At 69.7% G+C, this 19,660-nt stretch carries 18 protein-coding genes, 2 tRNA genes and 2 pseudogenes; 12 read left to right on the forward strand and 10 right to left on the reverse strand.

The genetic code is table 11. The annotated features are described in order from the left end of the window. The first annotated feature begins 76 nt into the window (after positions 1 to 76). Entirely contained in the window at positions 77 to 1,117 is a 1,041-nt protein-coding gene (locus tag ELQ40_RS01505) for an amidase domain-containing protein (RefSeq protein ID WP_127792087.1), read from the forward strand. A gap of 126 nt (positions 1,118 to 1,243) precedes the next feature. On the opposite strand, the gene pgm is transcribed toward ELQ40_RS01505, so the two are convergent. Then, positions 1,244 to 2,869, reverse strand: a complete 1,626-nt coding sequence (gene pgm, locus ELQ40_RS01510; RefSeq protein WP_127792088.1) for a phosphoglucomutase (alpha-D-glucose-1,6-bisphosphate-dependent) — start codon at positions 2,867 to 2,869, stop codon at positions 1,244 to 1,246. A gap of 65 nt (positions 2,870 to 2,934) precedes the next feature. On the opposite strand from pgm, the gene ELQ40_RS19300 reads away from it, so the two are divergent. Both ELQ40_RS19300 and ELQ40_RS01520 read left to right on the forward strand, forming a co-directional pair. Beyond that, on the forward strand, positions 2,935 to 4,485 hold the full coding sequence (locus tag ELQ40_RS19300; RefSeq protein ID WP_127792089.1) for a helix-turn-helix transcriptional regulator: 1,551 nt from the start codon (positions 2,935 to 2,937) through the stop codon (positions 4,483 to 4,485). A 111-nt stretch (positions 4,486 to 4,596) separates the two neighbouring features. Then, positions 4,597 to 5,253 carry a hypothetical protein gene (locus tag ELQ40_RS01520; protein WP_127792090.1) on the forward strand — a complete coding sequence of 219 codons (657 nt, stop codon included), beginning with the start codon at positions 4,597 to 4,599 and terminating at the stop codon, positions 5,251 to 5,253. 75 nt (positions 5,254 to 5,328) lie between these two features. Here the strand turns inward: ELQ40_RS01520 and ELQ40_RS01525 are convergent, their stop codons facing one another. Next, positions 5,329 to 6,603: a DUF445 domain-containing protein gene (locus ELQ40_RS01525; protein ID WP_127792091.1), complete on the reverse strand. Its 1,275-nt coding sequence runs from the start codon at positions 6,601 to 6,603 to the stop codon at positions 5,329 to 5,331. A gap of 122 nt (positions 6,604 to 6,725) precedes the next feature. Between ELQ40_RS01525 and pheA the strand changes: the two genes are divergently transcribed. The 3 genes from pheA to ELQ40_RS01540 all read left to right on the forward strand — a co-directional run bounded on the left by pheA (position 6,726) and on the right by ELQ40_RS01540 (position 8,728). Next, positions 6,726 to 7,700, forward strand: a complete 975-nt coding sequence (gene pheA / locus ELQ40_RS01530) for a prephenate dehydratase (protein ID WP_127792092.1) — start codon at positions 6,726 to 6,728, stop codon at positions 7,698 to 7,700. A 63-nt stretch (positions 7,701 to 7,763) separates the two neighbouring features. Further along, complete coding sequence (locus ELQ40_RS01535; RefSeq protein WP_127792093.1) at positions 7,764 to 8,375, forward strand: hypothetical protein; 612 nt, start codon at positions 7,764 to 7,766, stop codon at positions 8,373 to 8,375. Next, the gene (locus tag ELQ40_RS01540) at positions 8,372 to 8,728 is read left to right on the forward strand and encodes a hypothetical protein (protein ID WP_127792094.1); all 357 of its coding nucleotides are present in this window, start codon (positions 8,372 to 8,374) and stop codon (positions 8,726 to 8,728) included. Before ELQ40_RS01535 ends, ELQ40_RS01540 begins: the two co-directional genes overlap by 4 nt. Here ELQ40_RS01540 and ELQ40_RS01545 read toward each other — a convergent pair. After that, a complete protein-coding gene (locus ELQ40_RS01545; protein ID WP_240665892.1) occupies positions 8,666 to 9,688 on the reverse strand; it encodes a diacylglycerol kinase family protein in 1,023 nt (340 codons plus the stop codon). The genes ELQ40_RS01540 and ELQ40_RS01545 overlap by 63 nt on opposite strands. An 83-nt stretch (positions 9,689 to 9,771) precedes the next feature. Here ELQ40_RS01545 and serS point away from each other — a divergent pair, with 83 nt between their 5' ends. The 6 genes from serS (at position 9,772) to ELQ40_RS01575 (ending at position 14,924) form a co-directional block, all read left to right on the forward strand. Then, positions 9,772 to 11,037: a serine--tRNA ligase gene (gene serS, locus ELQ40_RS01550; RefSeq protein ID WP_127792096.1), complete on the forward strand. Its 1,266-nt coding sequence runs from the start codon at positions 9,772 to 9,774 to the stop codon at positions 11,035 to 11,037. Next, on the forward strand, positions 11,034 to 11,849 hold the full coding sequence (locus ELQ40_RS01555) for an HAD family hydrolase (RefSeq protein ID WP_127792097.1): 816 nt from the start codon (positions 11,034 to 11,036) through the stop codon (positions 11,847 to 11,849). Before serS ends, ELQ40_RS01555 begins: the two co-directional genes overlap by 4 nt. Before the next feature lie 70 nt (positions 11,850 to 11,919). Beyond that, positions 11,920 to 13,191, forward strand: coding sequence for an LCP family protein (locus ELQ40_RS01560; protein ID WP_164863439.1), 1,272 nt, complete (start codon positions 11,920 to 11,922; stop codon positions 13,189 to 13,191). Positions 13,192 to 13,321: 130 nt separating this feature from the next. Next, positions 13,322 to 13,406, forward strand: a tRNA-Ser gene (locus ELQ40_RS01565). Between the two features lie 40 nt (positions 13,407 to 13,446). After that, entirely contained in the window at positions 13,447 to 14,739 is a 1,293-nt protein-coding gene (locus tag ELQ40_RS01570; protein ID WP_240665893.1) for an LCP family protein, read from the forward strand. Between the two features lie 96 nt (positions 14,740 to 14,835). After that, a tRNA-Ser gene (locus ELQ40_RS01575) sits at positions 14,836 to 14,924 on the forward strand. 422 nt (positions 14,925 to 15,346) lie between these two features. Here ELQ40_RS01575 and ELQ40_RS19360 read toward each other — a convergent pair. The 7 genes and pseudogenes from ELQ40_RS19360 to ELQ40_RS19375 all read right to left on the reverse strand — a co-directional run bounded on the left by ELQ40_RS19360 (position 15,347) and on the right by ELQ40_RS19375 (position 19,593). Next, entirely contained in the window at positions 15,347 to 16,030 is a 684-nt protein-coding gene (locus ELQ40_RS19360) for an HNH endonuclease signature motif containing protein (protein ID WP_127792100.1), read from the reverse strand. Positions 16,031 to 16,260: 230 nt separating this feature from the next. Next, positions 16,261 to 16,704, reverse strand: coding sequence for a zinc-ribbon domain-containing protein (locus tag ELQ40_RS19365; RefSeq protein ID WP_370296547.1), 444 nt, complete (start codon positions 16,702 to 16,704; stop codon positions 16,261 to 16,263). A gap of 36 nt (positions 16,705 to 16,740) precedes the next feature. Continuing rightward, positions 16,741 to 16,878 (reverse strand): annotated as a pseudogene (locus ELQ40_RS19370) (zinc-ribbon domain-containing protein); the annotation flags it as partial. Between the two features lie 43 nt (positions 16,879 to 16,921). After that, positions 16,922 to 17,212 (reverse strand): annotated as a pseudogene (locus ELQ40_RS01590) (IS3 family transposase); the annotation flags it as partial. Positions 17,213 to 17,219: 7 nt separating this feature from the next. Further along, entirely contained in the window at positions 17,220 to 18,419 is a 1,200-nt protein-coding gene (locus ELQ40_RS01595; protein ID WP_127792102.1) for an IS30 family transposase, read from the reverse strand. 89 nt (positions 18,420 to 18,508) lie between these two features. Then, positions 18,509 to 19,306, reverse strand: coding sequence for an IS3 family transposase (locus ELQ40_RS01600; RefSeq protein ID WP_127792103.1), 798 nt, complete (start codon positions 19,304 to 19,306; stop codon positions 18,509 to 18,511). Further along, the gene (locus ELQ40_RS19375; RefSeq protein WP_164863440.1) at positions 19,303 to 19,593 is read right to left on the reverse strand and encodes a transposase; all 291 of its coding nucleotides are present in this window, start codon (positions 19,591 to 19,593) and stop codon (positions 19,303 to 19,305) included. The genes ELQ40_RS01600 and ELQ40_RS19375 overlap by 4 nt, the downstream gene beginning before the upstream one ends. Between the last annotated feature and the right edge of the window lie 67 nt (positions 19,594 to 19,660).

The following is a 19,660-nucleotide window of genomic DNA, read 5'->3' on the forward strand; positions in this document are numbered from 1 at the left end:
CCGGCGGTCCACCCCCACGACGCGCCGCGAGGCGCGCCGTTGGGCCGCCCTCTCCTCGGCGACGGCGATCGTCGGCGTGAGCGCCTTCGGTGCCCTCGCCGTCGCCGAGGACGCCCCCGCCTCCGCCGATGCCGTCGTGGCCGAGGCCGCGGTGTCCGACACGATCGCCGTCGCGCCCGGCGCGCACTCGGGCGACGCGATCGCGCAGGCCGACGCCACCGCAGCCGCCGCCGGGCCGGTCATCACGAGCGGCCTCTCCGTCGCGCAGGCCCCGTTCACGGGTGGAACCCAGGTCACCGTCGCCGGGACCGGGCTCGACCAGGTCGCCCAGGTCTCGGTCGGGGGTACGGCCGCCTCGATCGTCGCGGCCGCCGACGACCACGTCACGTTCGCGGTCCCCGCGACCGTCGACACCGGTCTCGGCGACGTGCCCGTCACGTTCAGCGACGCGGCCGGCGCCCCCGCCGACGTCGAGCTCCCGACGGCCTCGTTCACGGAGCCATCCGCCGCAGCCGCAGCGACCGCCTCGACGGCCGGCGTCCTCGCCTCGGTCGCGTCGCCCGAGGCCGCCGCCGCCGAGGCATCCGCCGCGCCGGTCACGGCGGCCGCGGCCAGCGCCGACGCCCTCACCCTGACGTACACGAGCGACCCGGGCATCGACGCGCAGGTCGGCTATGTGCTCGCCTACTGGTCGAGCTACAACTCGGGTCAGTACCCCGTCATCACGGGCTACGACTGCGCGAACTTCGCCAGCCAGTCGCTCATCGCCCGCGGCTGGACGATGGACGGCGCCTGGTACTACGACGCCGCGACCGGCGCGATGTCGCCGACGTGGACGAGCTCGACCGCGATGCGCGACTGGCTGAACTCCCGGCCCGACCTCGCCACCCCGCTCGAGGACTCGCAGCGCATGCAGGTCAAGGTCGGCGACATCGCCCAGTTCGACTGGGACTCCTCGGGCGACCGCGACCACACGGCCGTCGTCACGCGCGTCGAGCGCACCGAGAACGGCACCAAGGTCTGGGTCGGCGGCCACACCAAGGATGCCGACTACTGGGACGTCGACCAGGCCCTCGCCACCGGCGGCGGCTCGGTCCACTACTTCTCGCTGAGCTGAAGCCGGGTACCGGATTCAGGAAGTCGAAGCCTGATCAGGAGACATCCGGCGATTTCGTCCTGAGCGGCTTCCGATCTCCTGAAATCGGATGTCGCGGCGCCGCAGTGCCGATGAGCCGAGCGCCGATCAGCCGAGCGCCTCACCGACGATGCGCTGCGCCTCCGCCTGCACCTTCGCCAGGTGCTCCGGCCCGAGGAACGATTCGGCGTAGATCTTGTAGACGTCCTCCGTCCCGCTCGGGCGCGCGGCGAACCAGGCGTGCTCGCTCGAGACCTTGACCCCGCCGACGGCGGCGCCGTTGCCGGGGGCGTGCGAGAGCTTCGCCGTGATCGGCTCGCCCGCGAGCTCGGTCGCCGCGATCGCGTCGCCGTCGAGCTTGCCGAGCGCCTGCTTCTGGGCGGGCGTGGCCGCGGCATCCGTGCGCTCGTAGGCCGGGTCGCCGTAGCGGGCGACGAGGTCGGCGTAGAGCTCCGACGGCGACCGGCCCGTCACGGCACGGATCTCCGACGCCAGCAGGCACAGCAGGATCCCGTCCTTGTCGGTGGTCCACACCGTGCCGTCGAACCGCAGGAACGAGGCGCCCGCGCTCTCCTCGCCGCCGAAGCCGACCGAGCCGTCGACGAGCCCCGGCACGAACCACTTGAAGCCGACGGGCACCTCCCACAGGTGCCGGCCGAGCCCCTCGGCGACCCGGTCGATCATCGAGCTCGACACGAGGGTCTTGCCGATCGAGGCATCCTGCCGCCAGCCGTCGCGGTGACCGAACAGGTACTCGATCGCGACCGCGAGGTAGTGGTTCGGGTTCATCAGGCCGCCGTCGGGCGTGACGATGCCGTGCCGGTCGGCGTCGGCGTCGTTGCCGGTGAGGATGTCGTAGTCGCCGGCCTTCGCGACGACCGACGCCATCGCGTTCGCGCTCGACGGGTCCATCCGGATCTTGCCGTCCCAGTCGAGCGTCATGAACGACCACGCCGGGTCGACGCGCTCGTTGACGACGGTCAGGTCGAGGCCGTACCGATCGCGGATCGCCGCCCAGTACGAGACGGATGCCCCGCCCAGCGGGTCGGCCCCGATGCGGATGCCCGACTCGCGGATCGCGTCGAAGTCGATGATGTTCGCGAGGTCGTCGACGTACCGGCCCCGGAAGTCGTACGTCTCGACCGCGCTCGGCTCGGCCTGGTTCACGTCCTTCAGGCCGCCGGTGATGAGCTCGTTGGCGCGGTTCGCGATCCACCCGGTCGCGTCGGAGTCGGCAGGGCCGCCGTGCGGCGGGTTGTACTTGAAGCCGCCGTCGGCCGGCGGATTGTGCGACGGCGTGATGACGATGCCGTCGGCCTCGCCCTCGGCACGGCGGTCGGCGTCGTTGTTCCAGCTGAGGATCGCGTGGCTGAGCGCCGGCGTCGGCACGTAGTCGTCGTACTCGTCGACGAGCACGCGCACGCCGTTCGCGACGAGCACGTCGAGGGCGGTCGTCTGCGCCGGGGCCGAGAGCGCGTGCGTGTCGGAGCCGATGAAGAGCGGGCCGGTGATGCCCTGCGACGCCCGGTACTCGCAGATCGCCTGCGTGATCGCGAGGATGTGGTCTTCGTTGAAGCTCGTCTTCAGCGACGATCCGCGGTGCCCCGAGGTGCCGAACGCGACGCGCTGCTCGGCTACGGACGCGTCGGGCTTGCGCTCGTAGTAGGCCCGGACGAGCGCCTCCACGTCGATCAGGTCGGACTCGGTCGCGGGGGTTCCGGCGCGCTCATGCATGCTCCAAGTCTGGCACCGCGCGACCCGGTCCGACAGGGACGGAGCGGCCGCCCTATCCTGAGTCCATGGCGGCTGCGGAGGCGCCGGGGAACGAGGCAGGCGGGTCTGCGCTCGAGCACGCGCGACGACTCGCCTGGCGGGGCGCGCCCAGCGAGTCGTGGCGCACCGCGCTCGAGGCCGCCGATCGTGCCCGCGAAGCCGGCGACGTCGAGACGATGGCGCGGGCCGCGCTCGTCGGCCGGCCGCGACACGAGGACCCGGCGCGGCCCAGGGTGCATGCGCTCGCGAAGGAGGCGCTCGCCCGACTGCCCGCCGGCGACGAGGTGCTGCGCGCCCGCCTCGCCGCGCAGGTCGCTGCGACCGCGGACCGCTGGTCGGTGCGCGACTGGCCGAGCGATGCCGCCCGCGCGCTGGCGGAGGCCGAGCGGCTCGGCGACGCCGATGCGATCCTGGACGCACTCCAGGCGCTGCGGCTCGCGCTCGGCGACCCGCTCCGAAGCTCCGACTGGATCGAGATCGGCGACCGCGCCGTCGCGTTGGGCGTCGGCTCGGGCGACGCCGAGGCGATCGCGTGGGGTCGGATGTCGCGCATGGACGCGTTCTGGGTGCAGGGCCGCAGGCTCGACCTCGAGCACGAGTTCGGCGCCCTCGTCGATGAGCTCGGGGATCGCCTCGCGCCGCACGCGGTCTGGCAGCTCGAGCTCGTGCGCGCGGCCCTCGCGCTGCACGACGGCGCGTTCGAGGAGGCGCGCCGCCGGGTCGACGCCGCGACCGGATCGGCCGAGGCCGACGGCGTCGGGGAGGCCCGGTTCTTCGGCATGGTCTTCCACGGCTACCTCGCCAGGTTCACCGGGGTCGTCGACGCGGCGGACGAGGCGGTGATCCCGTTCGTGCGCGGTGCGATCGAGGGCGGGGTGTTCCTCGCCCACGCCTGGCTGGCGCAGCTGCTGACCCAGGCGGGGCGGCACGACGAAGCGGGCCTCGAGTGGGCGATCGTACGGGATCGGATCCGCGACGCCCCGCGGCACGTCCCCGAATGGCTCGTGGCGATGTGCGGCACCGTGCCGGTCTGCCTCGCCCAGGGCGACCTCGACTTCGCCGCGACCGTCTACGCGGACCTCGTGCCGTACGCCGAACTGCAGGGCATCGGCAACGCGTTCACGCCGTCGAACGGCCCGGTCAGCCACTACCTGGCACTCCTGGCCGAGGGACTGGGCGACGAGTCCTCGGCCCGGGACCACGCCGAGGACGCGCTTCGCTCGGCCCGCAGCATGGGCTCGGTCCCGTACCAGGGACTGGCGCACGCGACCCTCGCCCGACTCGGGGTCGCGGCGAGCGCGCACCGCGCCGAGGCGCGCGCGATCGCCCGGCGGCTGGGGTGGCCGGAGCTCGCCGACGCCGTCGACGCGGATGCCGCATCCTCGACCAGGGGCGGTCTCTCGGCGCGCGAGTTCGAGGTCGCCGGGCTCGTCGCCGAAGGGCTCAGCAACCGCGAGATCGGGGCGCGCCTCTACCTGTCGGAGCGCACGGTCGAGACGCACATGCGGCACGTCCTCGAGAAGCTCGAGGTGCGCTCCCGCGTGCAGGTCGCCGCCTGGTACCGCGATCGGTCGTGAGCCCGGCATCCGGCCCGTTCGGCTGCGGCCCGTTCGGCAGGGGGTGCGGTTCAGTGGCGCCTCCGCGGTTCCACGGATGCCCCGTCGCGCTGACGCCCGTACGTTCGCGCCATGTCCACGGCAACGATCACTCCATCACTTCAGGCCGTCCGGGTCGTCCGCCTCGCGGGCGTGCTCACCGTCGTCGCCGCGCTCGTCGGCGCGATCGGCGGGCTCGTGCTGGCCTTCATCCCGCCGGCTCCGGGCGCCGTCGAGGGCACGTTCGCGTACCCGCTCGACGCCACCGGCCACGCGTTCGCCCAATCGGTGTTCGCGCTCAACCACGTGCTGCTCGCGTTCGGCCTCGTCGCCGTGACGCTCTCGCCCGAGGCCGCGAAGCGACCGGGCCGGCTCGGCGGCTGGATCGCCGTCGCAGGCATGCTCGCGCTGACCGTCGCGGAGATCTGGGCGATCACGCTGGCCGCCGCGCCGTGGCCCTCGGATGCGACGGCCGGCATCGACACCCTGTACGGCCTGTCGAGCATCACGCTCGGCATCGGGCTGGTCCTGCTCGGCGTCGGCATCCTGCGATCGCGCGATCCGGGGCTCGGCGGGTGGCAGCGGTGGATCACGCTCGTGCTCGGGGCGATGGTGTTCCTCGTCGTCACGCCGGGGCTCATGCTCGGGTTCGTCGCGGGTCGCCTCGCGCTCGTCGTGTGGATGGTCGCCTGGGCCGTGTTCGGACTCGCGATCGTCCGTCGCGCCGGCCGCCGGCCGGTGGTCGAGTAGGGAGCGCAGCGCACCCGCGGCCCGGTGGTCGAGTAGGGGGCGCAGCGACCGTATCGAGACCGAACGCCCCCGCCCTCAGCCGATCGCGCCGTGCACGAGCGTCGCGACCGAGAAGATCGCGAGCCCGGCGAGCGCGCCGACGACCGTGCCGTTGATGCGGATGAACTGGAGGTCGCGGCCGACCTGCAGCTCGAGCTTCTCGGTCGTCTCGCGGGGGTCCCACCGTTCGACGGTCTCGGTGATGACGCCCGCGATCTCGTGCCGGTACGTGCGCACGACGTAGGCGGCGGCATCCGTCACCCATTCGTCGACCTTGCCGGCGAGTCGCTCGTCGGCGACGAGCCGAGCGCCGACCTCGATGACCGCCTGGCGCAGCGCGACACGCAGCTCGCTGTCCGGATCGGCGAGCGCGCGGTCGAGCGTGTCCTTGATGCTCGCCCACGCCTCGCCCGCGAACTCGCGTACGCGCGGGCTCGCGAGGAGGTCCGCCTTGATCGCCTCGACCTTCGCGATGGTCGCCGGGTCGTGCTGCAGCGAGTCGGCGAACTCGACCAGCCAGCGGTCGATCGCCTGCCGCAGCGGATGCCGCGGATCCGCGCGCACCGCCCGCACGAACGCGAGCACCTCCCGGTGCGCGCGGTCGTCGACGAGCCGATCGACGAAGCCGGGCACCCAGCGGGGGAGCCGCTCGGACACCATCCGCCCGAAGGCCTCCGGATGCGACGCCAGCCAGGCGTCGGCCTTCTCGAGGACGGCGTCGACGGCCGCGCGCTGCTGGTCGGCCGCGACGAGCCGCTCGCCGACCCGCCCGATGGCCGGACCCCACTCGGGCTCGAACAGGTGCCGCCGCGCGAGCCGCTCGATGACGTCCTCGACGTCGGCGTCGCCGAGCAGGGTGAGCATGCCGCGCGCGGCGACGGATGCCTCCGCCGTCAGGCGGTCGGCGTTCGCCGGATCCGCGAGCCAACCGCCGAGGCGGCGGGCGATCCCGACGGAGCGGAGCTTGCCGAGCACGACCTCGTCGGAGAGGAACTCGTGCTCGACGAAGGCGCCGAGCGTGGCGCCGATCTCGTCCTTCCGGGTCGGGATGATCGCGGTGTGCGGGATCGGCAGGCCGAGCGGCCTGCGGAACAGCGCGGTCACGGCGAACCAGTCGGCGATCGCGCCGACCATCGCGCCCTCGGCGGCCGCGCGCACGTACGCCAGCCCCGGCACCTGCTCCTGGAGCGCGAACGCGACGCCGAACACGACCGCGGCCAACAGCAGCAGCGAGGTCGCGAGGCGCTGCATCCTGCGGAGCGCGGCCAGCCGCTCGGCGTCGGTCGGCAGCACCCGGGTCGTGACCGTCATCCCGGCCCTCCTCGTCATCGCAACCCCTTCGCCGCTCCAGCGTCCGGGGCGGACGCCCGCGGCGACGTCCCTGCGCGTCACGCTAGTCGGGTGCCGCGCGGGCGCTGGCTAGGCTGGCCTGCATGACCGAGCCCGCCGCGCCGACGCCCGACACCGAAGGGGTCGAGACGTACTCCTACCTCGGACCGGCCGGCACCTTCACGGAGGCGGCGCTCAAGCAGGTGCCCGAGGCGGTCGGCCGGCACTGGCGATCGGTCAACAACGTGGGCGAGGCGCTCGCCGACGTCACGAGCGGCCGCTCGATCGCGGCGATCATCGCCATCGAGAACTCCATCGAGGGCGGCGTCTCGGCCGCGCAGGACGCGCTCGCGACGGTCCCGGGACTGCGCATCGTCGGCGAGTACCTCGTGCCCGTGAACTTCGTGCTCGTCGGCCGGCCGGGCGCGACCCTCGCCGACGTGCGCACCGTGAACGCCCACCCCGTGGCGTACGCGCAGACCCGCGGATGGCTCGAGCGCAACCTGCCCGACCACGGCCACATCCCCGCCTCGAGCAACGTGCAGTCGGCGACGTCGCTGTTCGACGCCGACAGCAACGCCGACGCCGCGGTCGCACCTCCCGGCATCGTCGAGCAGCTCGACGTCGAACTGCTCGCCGAGGGCATCGGCGACAACCCGAACGCGGTCACGCGGTTCGTGCTCGTCAGCCGGTCGCGGGTCATCCCGGTCCGAACGGGAGCCGACAAGACGAGCCTGATCGTCGAGCTCCCCGACGACGAGCCCGGGTCGCTGCTGGCCATGCTCGAGCAGTTCTCGACGCGCGGCGTCAACATGTCGCTGCTCGAGTCGCGCCCGATCGGCGACGCGCTCGGCCGGTACCGGTTCGTGATCGACCTCGACGGCCACGTCGAGGACGAACGCGTCGCCGACGCGCTGCTCGGCCTCCGCCGGTTCAGCCCGAACGTCATCTTCCTCGGCTCGTACCCGCGCGCCGACCGGCGCGAGGTCGAGTACCACTCGAAGTACGACGACGAGATCTTCATCGAGGCGCGCGACTGGCTCAGGGGCATCCTGAGCGGCGAGCCGGGCGACGACTGACGGATGCCCCTCCGCCGCCGCCGTCCGGATCGCTAGGCTGACGCCACCGGACGGAGGAGCAACGTGGCGGGAACGGCGGGGAACCGATTCGATCCGAGGTACGACGCGCGGTTCCAGCGCGGGTACGAGCCGCCGGTCGGGGGTGTCGCCGAAGAGGTCGTCGCGACCACGCCGGTCGCAGCCGTGCGCGGAGCGGCGGTGCCGCCCGATGCTGGGCCCCGCGTGGCGGCTCCTGCGGTGGGAGGGCATGACGATCGGGATGCCTTCACCGAACTGTTCAGAGGCCTCGGTGTGGAGCCGATCAGCGCAGGAACGGCGATGCCACCGACGATGCCGGCTGACGGCACCGCCGTCTCGGCAGTATCCGCCGTGTGGTCGGCTGCGCCTCACGGCGGTGCGGAAGCCGACGCGCCGCCGATGCCGGTCGCCGGGACGGCGCCGACCGCCTGGCTGTGGGTCGTGATCGGCGGCGGCGTGCTGTTCATCGCGGTCGGGCTCATCGCCACGTGGAACGTGGCGTACGAGATGCACGGTCAGATGGACACGGAGGCCATGGCGGCGCGCCAGATCGTCATGGCGTTCGGACCGGCCGCCGTGCAGGTGGGCGTGCTCGGCCTCGTCGCCGCGCTCCTGGTGTGGGCGCTGTTCGGCCGGCGACGGCAGGCCGGGCGGTGAGCCGCCGAGTCGCGCTCGTCGTGCTCGCCGCGCTCGTCGTCGCGGGAGTCGCGGGCGTGCAGGCTTCAGTCGACCTGATCTCGGGCTTCCAGGCCTCTTGGAGCGGGGACGAGATGCCCGAGGAGATTCGAGTCGGATTCGCCGCGCAGACATTGGGTTACCTCGTGCTGGCGCCGGCCTCCGCGCTCCTCGCGGCGGCATCCGGGTTCGCCCTGCTGGTCGTCGGGGCGCGGTCGGTCGCCACCCGCATCGTCGCCGCCCGGGCCGATGCGCGAACCGGCGCGACCGGCTCAGTCGGCGACGCGGACGATGAGCGCCTTCGGATCGGCGCGGAAGTCCGCGGCGAGCACTGAGCCGAACTCGTCGCCGTCGATCTCGAACTCCTGCGGTTCGCCGTCGACCGTGATCTGCACCCGGCGACCGCGGTGGTACACGACCTCGCGGCGCTTGTTGCCGCCCGTCAGGTCGAGGAACTGGCGGCCGAGCGCCGAGCGCCGCAGCACCCGGTTCTCCCACGTGACCTTGCGCCAGACGAGCAGCCACCCGAACAGGTTGCGCGGTTGCAGCACGACGACGTCGAGCTTGCCGTCGTCGACCTCGGCATCGGGGATCAACTCGATGTTGCCCGGCAGGTATCCGAGGTTGGCGACCAGGATGCTCGACGCGCGAGGCCGGTGGTGCCTGCCGGTGTCGACCCGGTAGTGCGCCCGGAACGGCTGCGAGTTCGGCAGCGCGCGCAGGCCCGCGTCGACGTACGCGAGCCATCCGACCCGTTTCTTCAGGTCGGGATTGGTCGCCGCGATCATCGTGGCGTCGATGCCGATGCCCGCCATCACGAGCGACACGTGCGTCTCCTGCGATCGGTCGGCGCGCAGGATGTCCGCCACGAGCACGTCGACCTCGCGGTCGATCCCCGCGAACGCGATCACGACGGCGTCGCCGAGGTTGTTCACGGGGATGTCGACGTTCCTGGCGAAGAGGTTGCCGGTGCCCAGCGGCACGATCCCCATCGGCACGCCCGAACCGCGCAGTCCCGCCGCGACCGAGCGGACCGTGCCGTCGCCCCCGGCCGCGACGACCAGGTCGACGCCCTCGGCGATCGCCTCACGGGCCTGTCCCTTGCCGGGGTCGTCGACCGTCGTGTCGATCCACAGGCTCGGCGCGAAGCCCTGGCGGTCCTCGGCGTCGGCGACGGCCTGCCGGAGCTGCTCGATGCCCTGCTTCGACGGGTTCGAGATGATCGCCGCCCTCGGCCGGTCGGGACGCTCGGAACCAGTCGCCGCCCCGGTCTCGCCGTCTCCCTGTCCGCCCACGTGGCAACGGTACGCCATCGCGCCCGTCTCGCGAGCGTGGAGGCCCCGGATGCGCCGCGGATCGTCCCGATTAGACTTGCTGCGTGATCGACCCCGTGCTCCTCCGCGAGAACCCAGACCTGGTCAAGCGTTCGCAGACGATGCGCGGCGAGTCGACGACGCTCGTCGACGACGCCGTGGCCGCCGACACCGCACGACGCTCCGCGATCTCCGCGTTCGAGACCCTCCGCGCCGAGCAGAACGCCTTCGGCAAGCAGGTCGCGAAGGCCCCGAAGGACGAGAAGGCCGCGCTCGTCGCGCAGGCGCAGACGCTTGCGGCATCCGTCAAGGCGGCCGATCACCGCGCCGGCGAGGCCGAGGCGGCGTTCACGGCCGCCCTGCAACGCCTCGGCAACATCGTGATCGACGGCGTTCCGGCCGGCGGCGAGGACGACTACATCGTGCTCCGCGAGGTCGGCGGTGTGCCCGCGTTCGACTTCGAGCCGCGAGACCACGTGGAGATCGGCGAACGCCTCGACGCCATCGACATGGCCCGCGGTGCGAAGGTCGCCGGGGCGCGGTTCCACTTCCTGAAGGGCGTCGGCGCGCGACTCGAGCTCGGCCTCATGACGATGGGCCTCGACCGTGCGATCGCCGCCGGGTTCACGCCGCTGATCACCCCCACGCTGGTGCGCCCCGAGATCATGCAGGGCACCGGGTTCCTCGGCGCGCACGCCGAGGAGGTCTACCACCTGCCCGCCGACGACCTCTACCTGACGGGCACGAGCGAGGTCGCGCTCGCCGGCTACCACCAGGGCGAGATCGTCGACCTCTCGAACGGACCGCTGCGGTACGCCGGATGGTCGACCTGCTACCGCCGCGAGGCGGGCAGCCACGGCAAGGACACGCGCGGCATCATCCGCGTGCACCAGTTCAACAAGCTCGAGATGTTCAGCTACGTCGACCCCGCCGACGCCGCCGAGGAGCACGAGCGGCTCCTCGGCTGGCAGGAGGGCATGCTGCAGTCGCTCGGCCTGTCGTACCGCGTGATCGACACCGCGGCCGGCGACCTCGGGTCGAGCGCGGCCCGCAAGTTCGACGTCGAGGCGTGGGTGCCGACCCAGGGCGCGTACCGCGAGCTCACCAGCACGTCGAACTGCACCACCTTCCAGGCCCGCCGCCTCGACATCCGCCACCGCGGCGAGAACGGGAAGACGTCGCCCGTCGCGACCCTCAACGGCACGCTCGCGACGACCCGCTGGATCGTCGCGATCCTCGAGACCCACCAGCAGGCCGACGGCTCGGTGGTCGTGCCGGAGGCGCTGCGCGGGTACCTCGGCGGACTCGAGGTGCTCGAGCCGGTCGCATGACGGACGGAACCGGCGCGACGCCCTGGCTCGTCGCCCTCGACGTGGACGGCACCGTCATGCACGAGGACGAGTCGATCGACGCGGCCGTCGTCGACGCCGTCGCATCCGCCGTCGACCGCGGTCACCTGGTGACGCTCGCGACGGGGCGGTCTTGGGCCACGACCGCGCCCGTGCTCGAACGCCTCGACATCCGACCCGAGTTCGTCGTGTGCGCGAACGGCGCCATCACGATGGGCCGCGACGACCGCGAGCCGGGCGGATACGCACGGGTGCACGTCGAGACCTTCGACCCCACCGACGTGCTGCAGCGCATCCGCGGGTTCCTCCCTGCCGGACGATTCCTGGTCGAACTGCCCGACGGGTTCCGGCTGTACACCGAGGGCATGAGCGACTGGAACCTCGACAACGCGCGCGAGGTGACGTTCGACGAACTCCTCGACCAGCGCGCGACCCGCGTGGTGGTCACGAGCGTCGACCACGACCTCGACGAGTTCTTCGCCATCGTCGACCGCATGGGGCTGCACCATGTCAGCTACGCCATCGGCTGGACGGCCTGGCTCGACATCGCGCCCGACGGGGTGAACAAGGCGACCGCCCTCGAGCGAGTGAGGGGCTGGCTCGACGTGCCCCTCGACCGCGTGTTCGTCGCCGGCGACGGCCGCAACGACATCGAGATGTTCACGTGGGCGCGGGCCGCAGGGCGTGCCGTCGCGATGGGGCAGGCGCCCGACGAGGTGCGACGCGCCGCGGGAGAGTCCACCGGTTCGATCGCGGAGGCCGGTCTCGCGGCCATACTGGAGACATTGCCGTGATTCCGCGCCGCTCGCCCACTGCCGCCGGGGTCACATCCGTGGGGGCGGGGGTCGCATGGGGGCGAAGGTGGTGTCCGGGGGGACGGGCACGGCGCGACACGGTCGGCTCCCGCGGCGAGGTGCCTGGCGCACGCTGTCGGCATTCGTCGGCTCGTCGGTCGCGGTGCTCCTCGTCGCGACCACCGTCGTGGCTGGATACCTCGTGTACGACCTCTATCGCGCGCTCAAGGACGTCCCCCCGGTGGAACTGCAGAGCGAACGCCTGCTCGAGGGCGTGCCCGACATCGGTGCGATGGAGGGCGGGCTCGCGTTCCTGCTCGTCGGCAGCGACCAGCGACCGGAGGACGGCGCGTTCGGCGACCCGTACGAAGACAGCGGCATCCTCAACGACGTCAACATCCTGTTGCACATCTCGCAGGACCACTCGCACGTCGAGGTCGTGAGCTTCCCACGCGATCTGCTCGTCGACGTCCCCGAGTGCCCCGATCCCGAGGGCGGCGAGGGCGACGTGCTCGACGAGCTGTACGGCGTGAAGCTCAACACCGTGCTCTTCCACGGCGGTGTCGGATGCGTGGCCGCGACCATCGAGGGGCTCACCGGCCTCACCGTTCCCCTCGCGGGGCTCATCCGCTTCCACGGGGTCGCCGCGATGGCCGAGGCGGTCGGCGGCGTGGAGGTGTGCCTGGTCGACCCGATCGAGGATCCCGAGTCGGGGCTGTTCCTCGAGGCGGGCACGAGTTCGATCACGGGGTATACGGCGCTCGCGTTCCTCCGGACGCGCAAGGCGATCGGCGACGGCAGCGATCTCGGCCGCATCTCCAACCAGCAGCAGTTCCTCTCGTCGCTCATCCGCACGATCCAGCGCGACGGCGTCCTGGGCGACCCGGTGCGGCTCTACAACATCGCCAAGGTCGTGCTCGGGCAGATGCAGCTCTCGACGCGCCTCCAGGATCCGATCACGCTGGTCTCCGTTGCACGGACCCTGCAGCACGTCGACCTGTCGAAGGTCGTGTTCGTGCAGTACCCGACCGCGTACACCGACGACTTCGGCGCGGTCGTCCCGACCGATTCGGCGGAGGCGCTGAACGCGGCACTCCGGTCGGATGCGCCGCTGCAGCTGACGACGGATGACTCGGTCGACAACCCGTTCGGCACGGTTCCCGCCGAGACCTCCGCCCCGGTCGCGCCGCCGCCGGAGGCATCAGACACGCCGTCGGATGCCCCTCCCGACCCGGGCACGGGATCGCCTGCCCCGACCGATTCGACGGTCGTCGCGCTGCCGCCCGAGGTCAGCGGGCAGACCGGCGCCGAGGTGCGGTGCTCGACGTCCAACGGGGGCTGAATCCGCGCACTTCAGCGCCTTCACAGCCTGCACTGACAGTCTGGCTGAGATGCGCGTCGGCTAGAATCGCCGTCGACCCGCCCGATGACGAGCTCCCGGATCGACCCGCGGGGCTCGTCGCGTGCGGTGAGGAGGGCTGTCCGAGCGGCCGATGGAGCTGGTCTTGAAAACCAGTGGGCAGCAATGCCTCGTGGGTTCGAATCCCACGCCCTCCGCGTATCGACGAGACCGAGACGACCGACCGAGAGGAGCGAGGTGCAGGAGCAGCCGACCCCGCCCACCCGTCGCGCCCAGGCGCGCCCGTCCGTCGCCCGGCACGGTCGCCTGAAGACCCGCAGTGCGTGGAAGACCGTCGCGAAGGTCGTCGCGTCGATCACCGCAGTCGTGCTGGTCTCCGGTGCCTCGGTCGCCGCGTACGCCGCATGGGACCTCGCGTCGACCGTGAAGCCGACGGTGAAGCTCGAGAGCGAGAAGATCCTCGAAGGCGTGCCCGACATCGGGGCCATCGACGGCGGAGTCAACCTGCTGATCATCGGCAGCGACAGCCGGCAAGGTCAGGGCGACGCATATGGCGACCCCGACGAGGAGACCGCTGTCCTCAACGACGTGACGATGCTGCTGCACATCTCGCAGGACCATTCGCACGTCGAGGTCGTCAGCTTCCCTCGCGACATGCTCGTCTCGGTGCCCGGCACCTGCACCGACCCGGACGACCCCTCCGACACGCTGTCGTCGATGTCCTCGACGAAGATCAACTCCGTGCTGTCGTACGGCGGCATGGACTGCGTCGTCAAGACCGTCGAAGAGCTGCTCGGCATCAGCATCCCGTTGGCCGGAATCGTGCAGTTCAATGGCGTCGCAGGCCTGTCCGAGGCGGTCGGCGGCGTCGATGTGTGCGTCGCCGAACCGATCGAGGACGAGTACACCGGCACGTTCCTCGACGCCGGCACGCACTCGCTCAGCGGCATGGCCGCGCTGCAGTTCCTCCGGACCCGACACGGAGTCGGCGACGGATCGGATCTCGGGCGCATCTCGAATCAGCAGGTCTTCCTCTCAGCCCTGGCGCGAAAACTGCAGTCCGACGGCACGCTCGGCGACCCGACCAAGCTCTACTCGATCGCGAAGGCCGCGCTCGCCAACATGCAACTGTCGAATTCCTTGGCGAACCCGACCTACATGATCTCCATCGCCAAAGCGATGAAGGATGTGGACCTCGCCAAGATCGCGTTCATCCAGTACCCGACGGCATATGTCGAGGGCGGCGGCGCGGTCGAGCCGACCTGGCAGGCGGAGGCCGTGAACCTCGCCTTGCAGCAGGACGTCCCCGTGGTGCTGCCGACCGAGCAGGACTCGGACTTCGCATCGGCCGGCGACCCGAACGCGCCGGTCGCCGAGACGCCGGTCGAGGAGGCTCCGGTCGAGGAGGCTCCCGCGGAGGGCACCGAGACGGCGCCCGCACCCACGCAGCAGGCCGACCTCGAGGGCGTCTCCGGTCAGACCGCGGCCGATGTGCGCTGCTCGGCGGGGCGCACGCTCGACGACCAGTAGACCCGAGATCTCCTGCGCGGTCCTGCGGCTCCGCCGAATCGTGATTCCGGCGACCATCGGGTTATGATGGCTGTCGCGTGCGCTCGTCGCATGCAAGGAGACGTCGCATAGTCCGGTCGAGTGCACCACCCTGCTAAGGTGGAGTCCCCGTAAGGGGACCGCGGGTTCAAATCCCGCCGTCTCCGCACTCCTCTCTCTCTCGTCCAGAGATTCTGTCCGACGTCACGCTAACTCATCATTTGGTCAAAGAAGCCCATCATCCGCTCGCTGAATCTCATCAGTAGCAGAGGATCTCATCATTTTGAGGAGACGTGATGTCAGGGCGTCCCAGTCGTGATTCGCCGAGTAGTTTCAGCGATGCGTGGCCCGAATCCGCGTCCAATGATCCTCAGGCAGAGATGGTGCGCAGGTTCGTTCTCAACGTTCGGGCCCAAATCGGCGACCGTAGCGTTCGTTCCTTTGCGCTTGCGGCGGGCATTAACCACGCAACCCTGCTCAAGACACTCGATGGAGCGAGTTGGCCGGATGCGGCGACGATTTCGGCTCTTGAGATCGCCGCATCGAAGAGGCTCTGGCCGGGACCAGACTCGGGCTAGCAGAGGACACGTCAAGCAACGTCGAGCAACCCTGCCGCTTCCAGGATCGGCCGAAGCCTCGCATGCGCGGCAGGCCGGATCCGATCGAACGACTCGAGGCTGTCGGACAGTGTCTCATTGCACCACCTGTGCGCGGTTCGGAGGTTCTCGATGTCGTCGCTGCCTCCCCAGGCATGCGGGTGATCGTGGTCAAGCACCGGATACGTATCGTCCAACGGGTGGGCATCCGGGTCGGTTGGAAGCTTGCACAGGTGGCAGATGTGGTTGTCGCGTTCAAGGACGGCCGGTCGGTGCTTCCGGTACCCCTGCGGTCGTCTGTTCTTCGGCGGACTCTTCCTGTGTTTAGGCCGTAGCCCGCGGACATCACGGCACGGCGGACAGTCACACCCGACAAGCTCCGGGTGCTCTTCCCGAAACCGCACACGGCACGGCAGGTGCTCAGCAGCGAACTCATACCCGAGTTGACCGCCGATCCGAAAGAACTGTTCGTACTCCGTGTTGCAGATATAGCAATGGCCGCTTTTGGCGAAGGTGAAGAACAATTGACAGTCCGAGGAGCAGTACCGCCGCAAACTTAGGTGGGTATCGAACACGACCCCGCACCCACGACATGCGGTCGAGTACAGCTTCCGTTCTTCGGACACTTCGGCGGACACCTTCGCCACGATAGCCGCATGCGCCTCGCGGGCAATCACGCAACTTTCACGCGTGACGACCGTTGCGCGCTATCACGGTCGGCAACACTCTGCGAGCCTGCTCAAGACACTCGATGGACTGAGACGGCCGGATGCGGCGACGATCTCAGCTCTCGGGCTCGCGGCATTCATGCGGCTCTGGCCGGAGCCAGATTCTGTGAAGCGGAGGACGTGTCGTGATCGCATTTGGTTCCGCGAATGCGTCCGGCTTGCTTCTTGTGATCTCAGTCTCACCGCGAGCGTGGTCGACTATTCTTGACGGCCCCGCTCCCCAGCTGCCTCCGGCAAGTAGGACATTGCGAACCGCTCGATCGAGTCCGAACAGAGCGCTGATAGTGGTGACCAATTGGGCAGACCCACCATGCGCGGAAAGTGCTCGAGCTTGCCAAGTCGATTGGCTGGGGGCCATTCCTTGCGCTGTCCCATTCTTTCGATTCGGAAGGATGCAAACTGGCGAAGCTGTTGAAGCCAGGAAGGACCCGATTTCGGGCGCAGGCTCCGCAGCCTGTACCGGCGAGCCTGCTCTGGATCCTCGCGCGGTAGGAGTGTCCGACCGGGCAGCTCCACCAGGCGACCATGACAGTCGTGCTGACCTCATCGAGACGCATCCCGTTCCGCGACTCATCCCATTCGACTCTGAGGTTGGGCGCCGCCCTAACCGCGATGCTGTTCATCCCTTGCTGGATCCGATGGTTCCGGCAGATTGGGCAAGTGGGATGTCGACTTTGGGCTCTTCGGACCACTGTTTGCGTCCAACTGTGCCCTACCGCGCAACGCCAACGAACCATCAACGTTGAGCCCCTTCCGACAAAGCACGGACGTAGGAACCCGTTCAAGTCAGGGTCCCACTCCTTGGATAGGGACTGCTGAAGGTCTTGGTGACTCTTCGGGTTAGGCCGCGAGTGCGGCCGGTCTGGTGGTAATCATCTCGTACTCGATCGGTGTGAGGCGTCCGAGTGCGCGTTGCCGGCGTCGGCGGTGGTAGACCGCTTCGATCCAGGACACGATCTCGAGTCGGAGCTCTTGCCGGGTCTGCCAGGTACGAGTGTTGAGCACGTTCTTCTGCAGCAACGCGAAGAAGGACTCCATCGCCGCGTTATCGCCAGCTGCACCGACCCTGCCCATCGACCCCGTCAAGCCTGCGTGCTGGAGCGCGAGCACGAATCGCCTGGAACGAAATTGCCTGAGTTCAACCGGTCGTTGCAACACCGGACTGTTGGAGTGAGCGTAGCTGCTCCTCGAACACCTCCGCGGGAGTCTTCCAGTCGAGACTCTTGCGTGGCCGGTTGTTGAGCGTGAGCGCGACAGCCTCGAGGTCTTCGGCACTCCAGCGCGATAGATCGGTCCCCTTCGGGAAGTACTGACGTAGCAGCCCGTTCGTGTTCTCGTTCGTCGGGCGCTGCCAGGGCGAGTGCGGGTCCGCGAAAAACACCTTCGTGCCGGTCTCGAGCGCGAACTGCGCATGTCCGGAGAGTTCTTTGCCGCGGTCCCAGGTGATCGTCTTTCGGAGCTGCTCGGGAAGCTTCGTCATCGACGTCGTCAATGCGGCGTTCATCGCCATCGCGCCGTAGCCGCCCAGCGCCGGACCGTTCTTCACCGGTGGTATCTCGCCCCAACCCTCAAGCCGAGGCAGATGCACGAGCAACGTCGAGCGGCTCCTGCGTTCGACGATCGTGCCGATCGCGGATCGGCCGGTGCCGATGATCAGGTCACCTTCCCAATGGCCGGGAACCGCGCGGTCCGCGGCCTCAGCAGGGCGCTCTGAGAACACCACATCCTCGGTGACATGCCCCTGCGGTCGGTTGCGTGCTCGCGCTCGTGGTTGCCGGAGTGCACGGCCGGTCCGCAGGCAGGCGACGAGCTCGCGTTTGAGCGCGCCACGGCCTTGGATGAAGAGCGACTGGTAGATCGCCTCGTGGCTGATGCGCATGGACTCATCATCCGGGAAGTCGACCTGCAGCCGGTGCGAGATCTGCTCCGGACTCCACGCCAGCGTCCACCGCCGGTCCTGCCGGTGCGGCTTGTTCAGTCCTTTCCATGCCGGCGGTTCCGGCCCCACGACGATCGTGCCGTCTGATCGTCGGACGTGCCCGGACAGACGCTCCTGCACGTATTCGCGCAATCTGTCGTTGGTGACGAGCTTTCCGGCCTTCGGGCGCTTCGCGGCCTGCTGAGCCTTCCACTGCGCGACCAACGCCCGGTACTCCTGCTTCCCGCTCCGTGTGGCCGCGTTGCGACGCAGCTCGCGAGAGATCGTGCCGGGATCGCGCCCGATCTTGCGCGCGATCTCACGAACTCCAACCTGCCTGGCACGAAGCAGCGCGATCTCCTCACGCTCCTCGAAGGTCAGGTAGCGCCCGGACGGCTCGGCCAATGAGATCGGCGGCATGCCCCCAGCGTGGCGAAACCATCGGGACCCGACCGGCACGGACACGCCCACCTTCAACGCCGCTTCGGCCGAAGTGATGCCCGTCGCGATCAACTTCCAGAACTGCCGCTGCACCGCCCGCGAGGGCTCTGGCCGACCGGGTGAGCGCATCGGAGGTCGTAGCGCTCGATCCGCACGCCACTGCCGACGCGCCCCTTCAGGAACGTCACTCGTCTTCGCGAACCAATCCTTCGTCGCCACTGCTGAACACCTCCACGATCAAGGTGTTGCGACGACCAGTTGAATCCACCTTGACTGCCCCTGTCGGAGTGCACGGTCGTGCCGACCGGGCTTCGACGTTGGATCGCCATGGTCAACGCGTTCACGGCGAGCTCGGCGGTCATCGTGGAATCGATCGAGTAACCCACGATCCGGTTCGAGTAGACGTCCTTGATCGCGCAGCAGTACAGCTTGCCTTCGCTCGTGCGATGCTCCGTGATGTCCGTGAGCCACAACCGGTTCGGCGCATCCGCGGTGAATGCCCGTTTCACGAGGTCGTCATGCACGGGAGGTCCGGGCCTGGTGTTCTTGCCACGTCGCCGGCGCACCGTGGTCGAGACGATCTGATTGTCCCGGCACAGTCGCCACACGCGACGTTCGGACGCTTCGAACCCGAGATCGGCCAGCTCGTCCGCGATCAACCGGTACCCGAACGCCGGCGCTTCAGCGTGCGTGTCCGCGGCCGCGTTGACCAGCTGCGCTTCCTCCCAGCACCGGTCCGACACCGGGGCTTTCAACCACCGGTAGAACGGCTGCTTCGCGATCTTCAAGACCCGGCACGTCACCGCGACCGGCACCCTGACGGGTGCGCCGGTCGCGGCAAGCTCGCGGACGAGCGGGTAGATCATTTTGGGGAACGCAGCACGCCTTGCGAGAGATACGCTGCCGCGCGGCGCAGGACCTCGTTCTCCTGCTCGAGCAGACGCACCCGCTTCTTCAGCTCACGCATCTCGTCGAGCTCGGCACGCGTCTGCCCAGGCGCGGCACCGTCCTCGATATCGGCCCGGCGGACCCAGTTCTGCACACACGACTCGGAGATCCCGAAGCTCTTCGCGACCTGCGCGAACGACTGCTCACGCCGCCGGGCGATCGCCACAACGTCCTCACGGAACTCCTTCGGATACGGCTTCGGCACAACGGCCATCCTTCCAGCAGCGACCAAATCGCCACAGATCAGGAGTCACCTAAACCTTCAGCAGTCC

The sequence above is a fragment of the Agromyces sp. LHK192 genome (genome assembly GCF_004006235.1).
Classification (GTDB): Bacteria; Actinomycetota; Actinomycetes; order Actinomycetales; family Microbacteriaceae; genus Agromyces.

Bases quoted from the DNA above. Each gene is read 5' to 3' on its own strand.
- pgm (WP_127792088.1), bottom strand. From the start codon at position 2,869: ATGCATGAGCGCGCCGGAACCCCCGCGACCGAGTCCGACCTGATCGAC.
- ELQ40_RS19300 (WP_127792089.1), top strand. From the start codon at position 2,935: ATGGCGGCTGCGGAGGCGCCGGGGAACGAGGCAGGCGGGTCTGCGCTC.
- ELQ40_RS01520 (WP_127792090.1), top strand. From the start codon at position 4,597: ATGTCCACGGCAACGATCACTCCATCACTTCAGGCCGTCCGGGTCGTC.
- ELQ40_RS01525 (WP_127792091.1), bottom strand. From the start codon at position 6,603: ATGACGGTCACGACCCGGGTGCTGCCGACCGACGCCGAGCGGCTGGCC.
- pheA (WP_127792092.1), top strand. From the start codon at position 6,726: ATGACCGAGCCCGCCGCGCCGACGCCCGACACCGAAGGGGTCGAGACG.
- ELQ40_RS01555 (WP_127792097.1), top strand. From the start codon at position 11,034: ATGACGGACGGAACCGGCGCGACGCCCTGGCTCGTCGCCCTCGACGTG.
- ELQ40_RS19365 (WP_370296547.1), bottom strand. From the start codon at position 16,704: ATGAACAGCATCGCGGTTAGGGCGGCGCCCAACCTCAGAGTCGAATGG.
- ELQ40_RS01595 (WP_127792102.1), bottom strand. From the start codon at position 18,419: ATGCCGCCGATCTCATTGGCCGAGCCGTCCGGGCGCTACCTGACCTTC.
- ELQ40_RS01600 (WP_127792103.1), bottom strand. From the start codon at position 19,306: ATGATCTACCCGCTCGTCCGCGAGCTTGCCGCGACCGGCGCACCCGTC.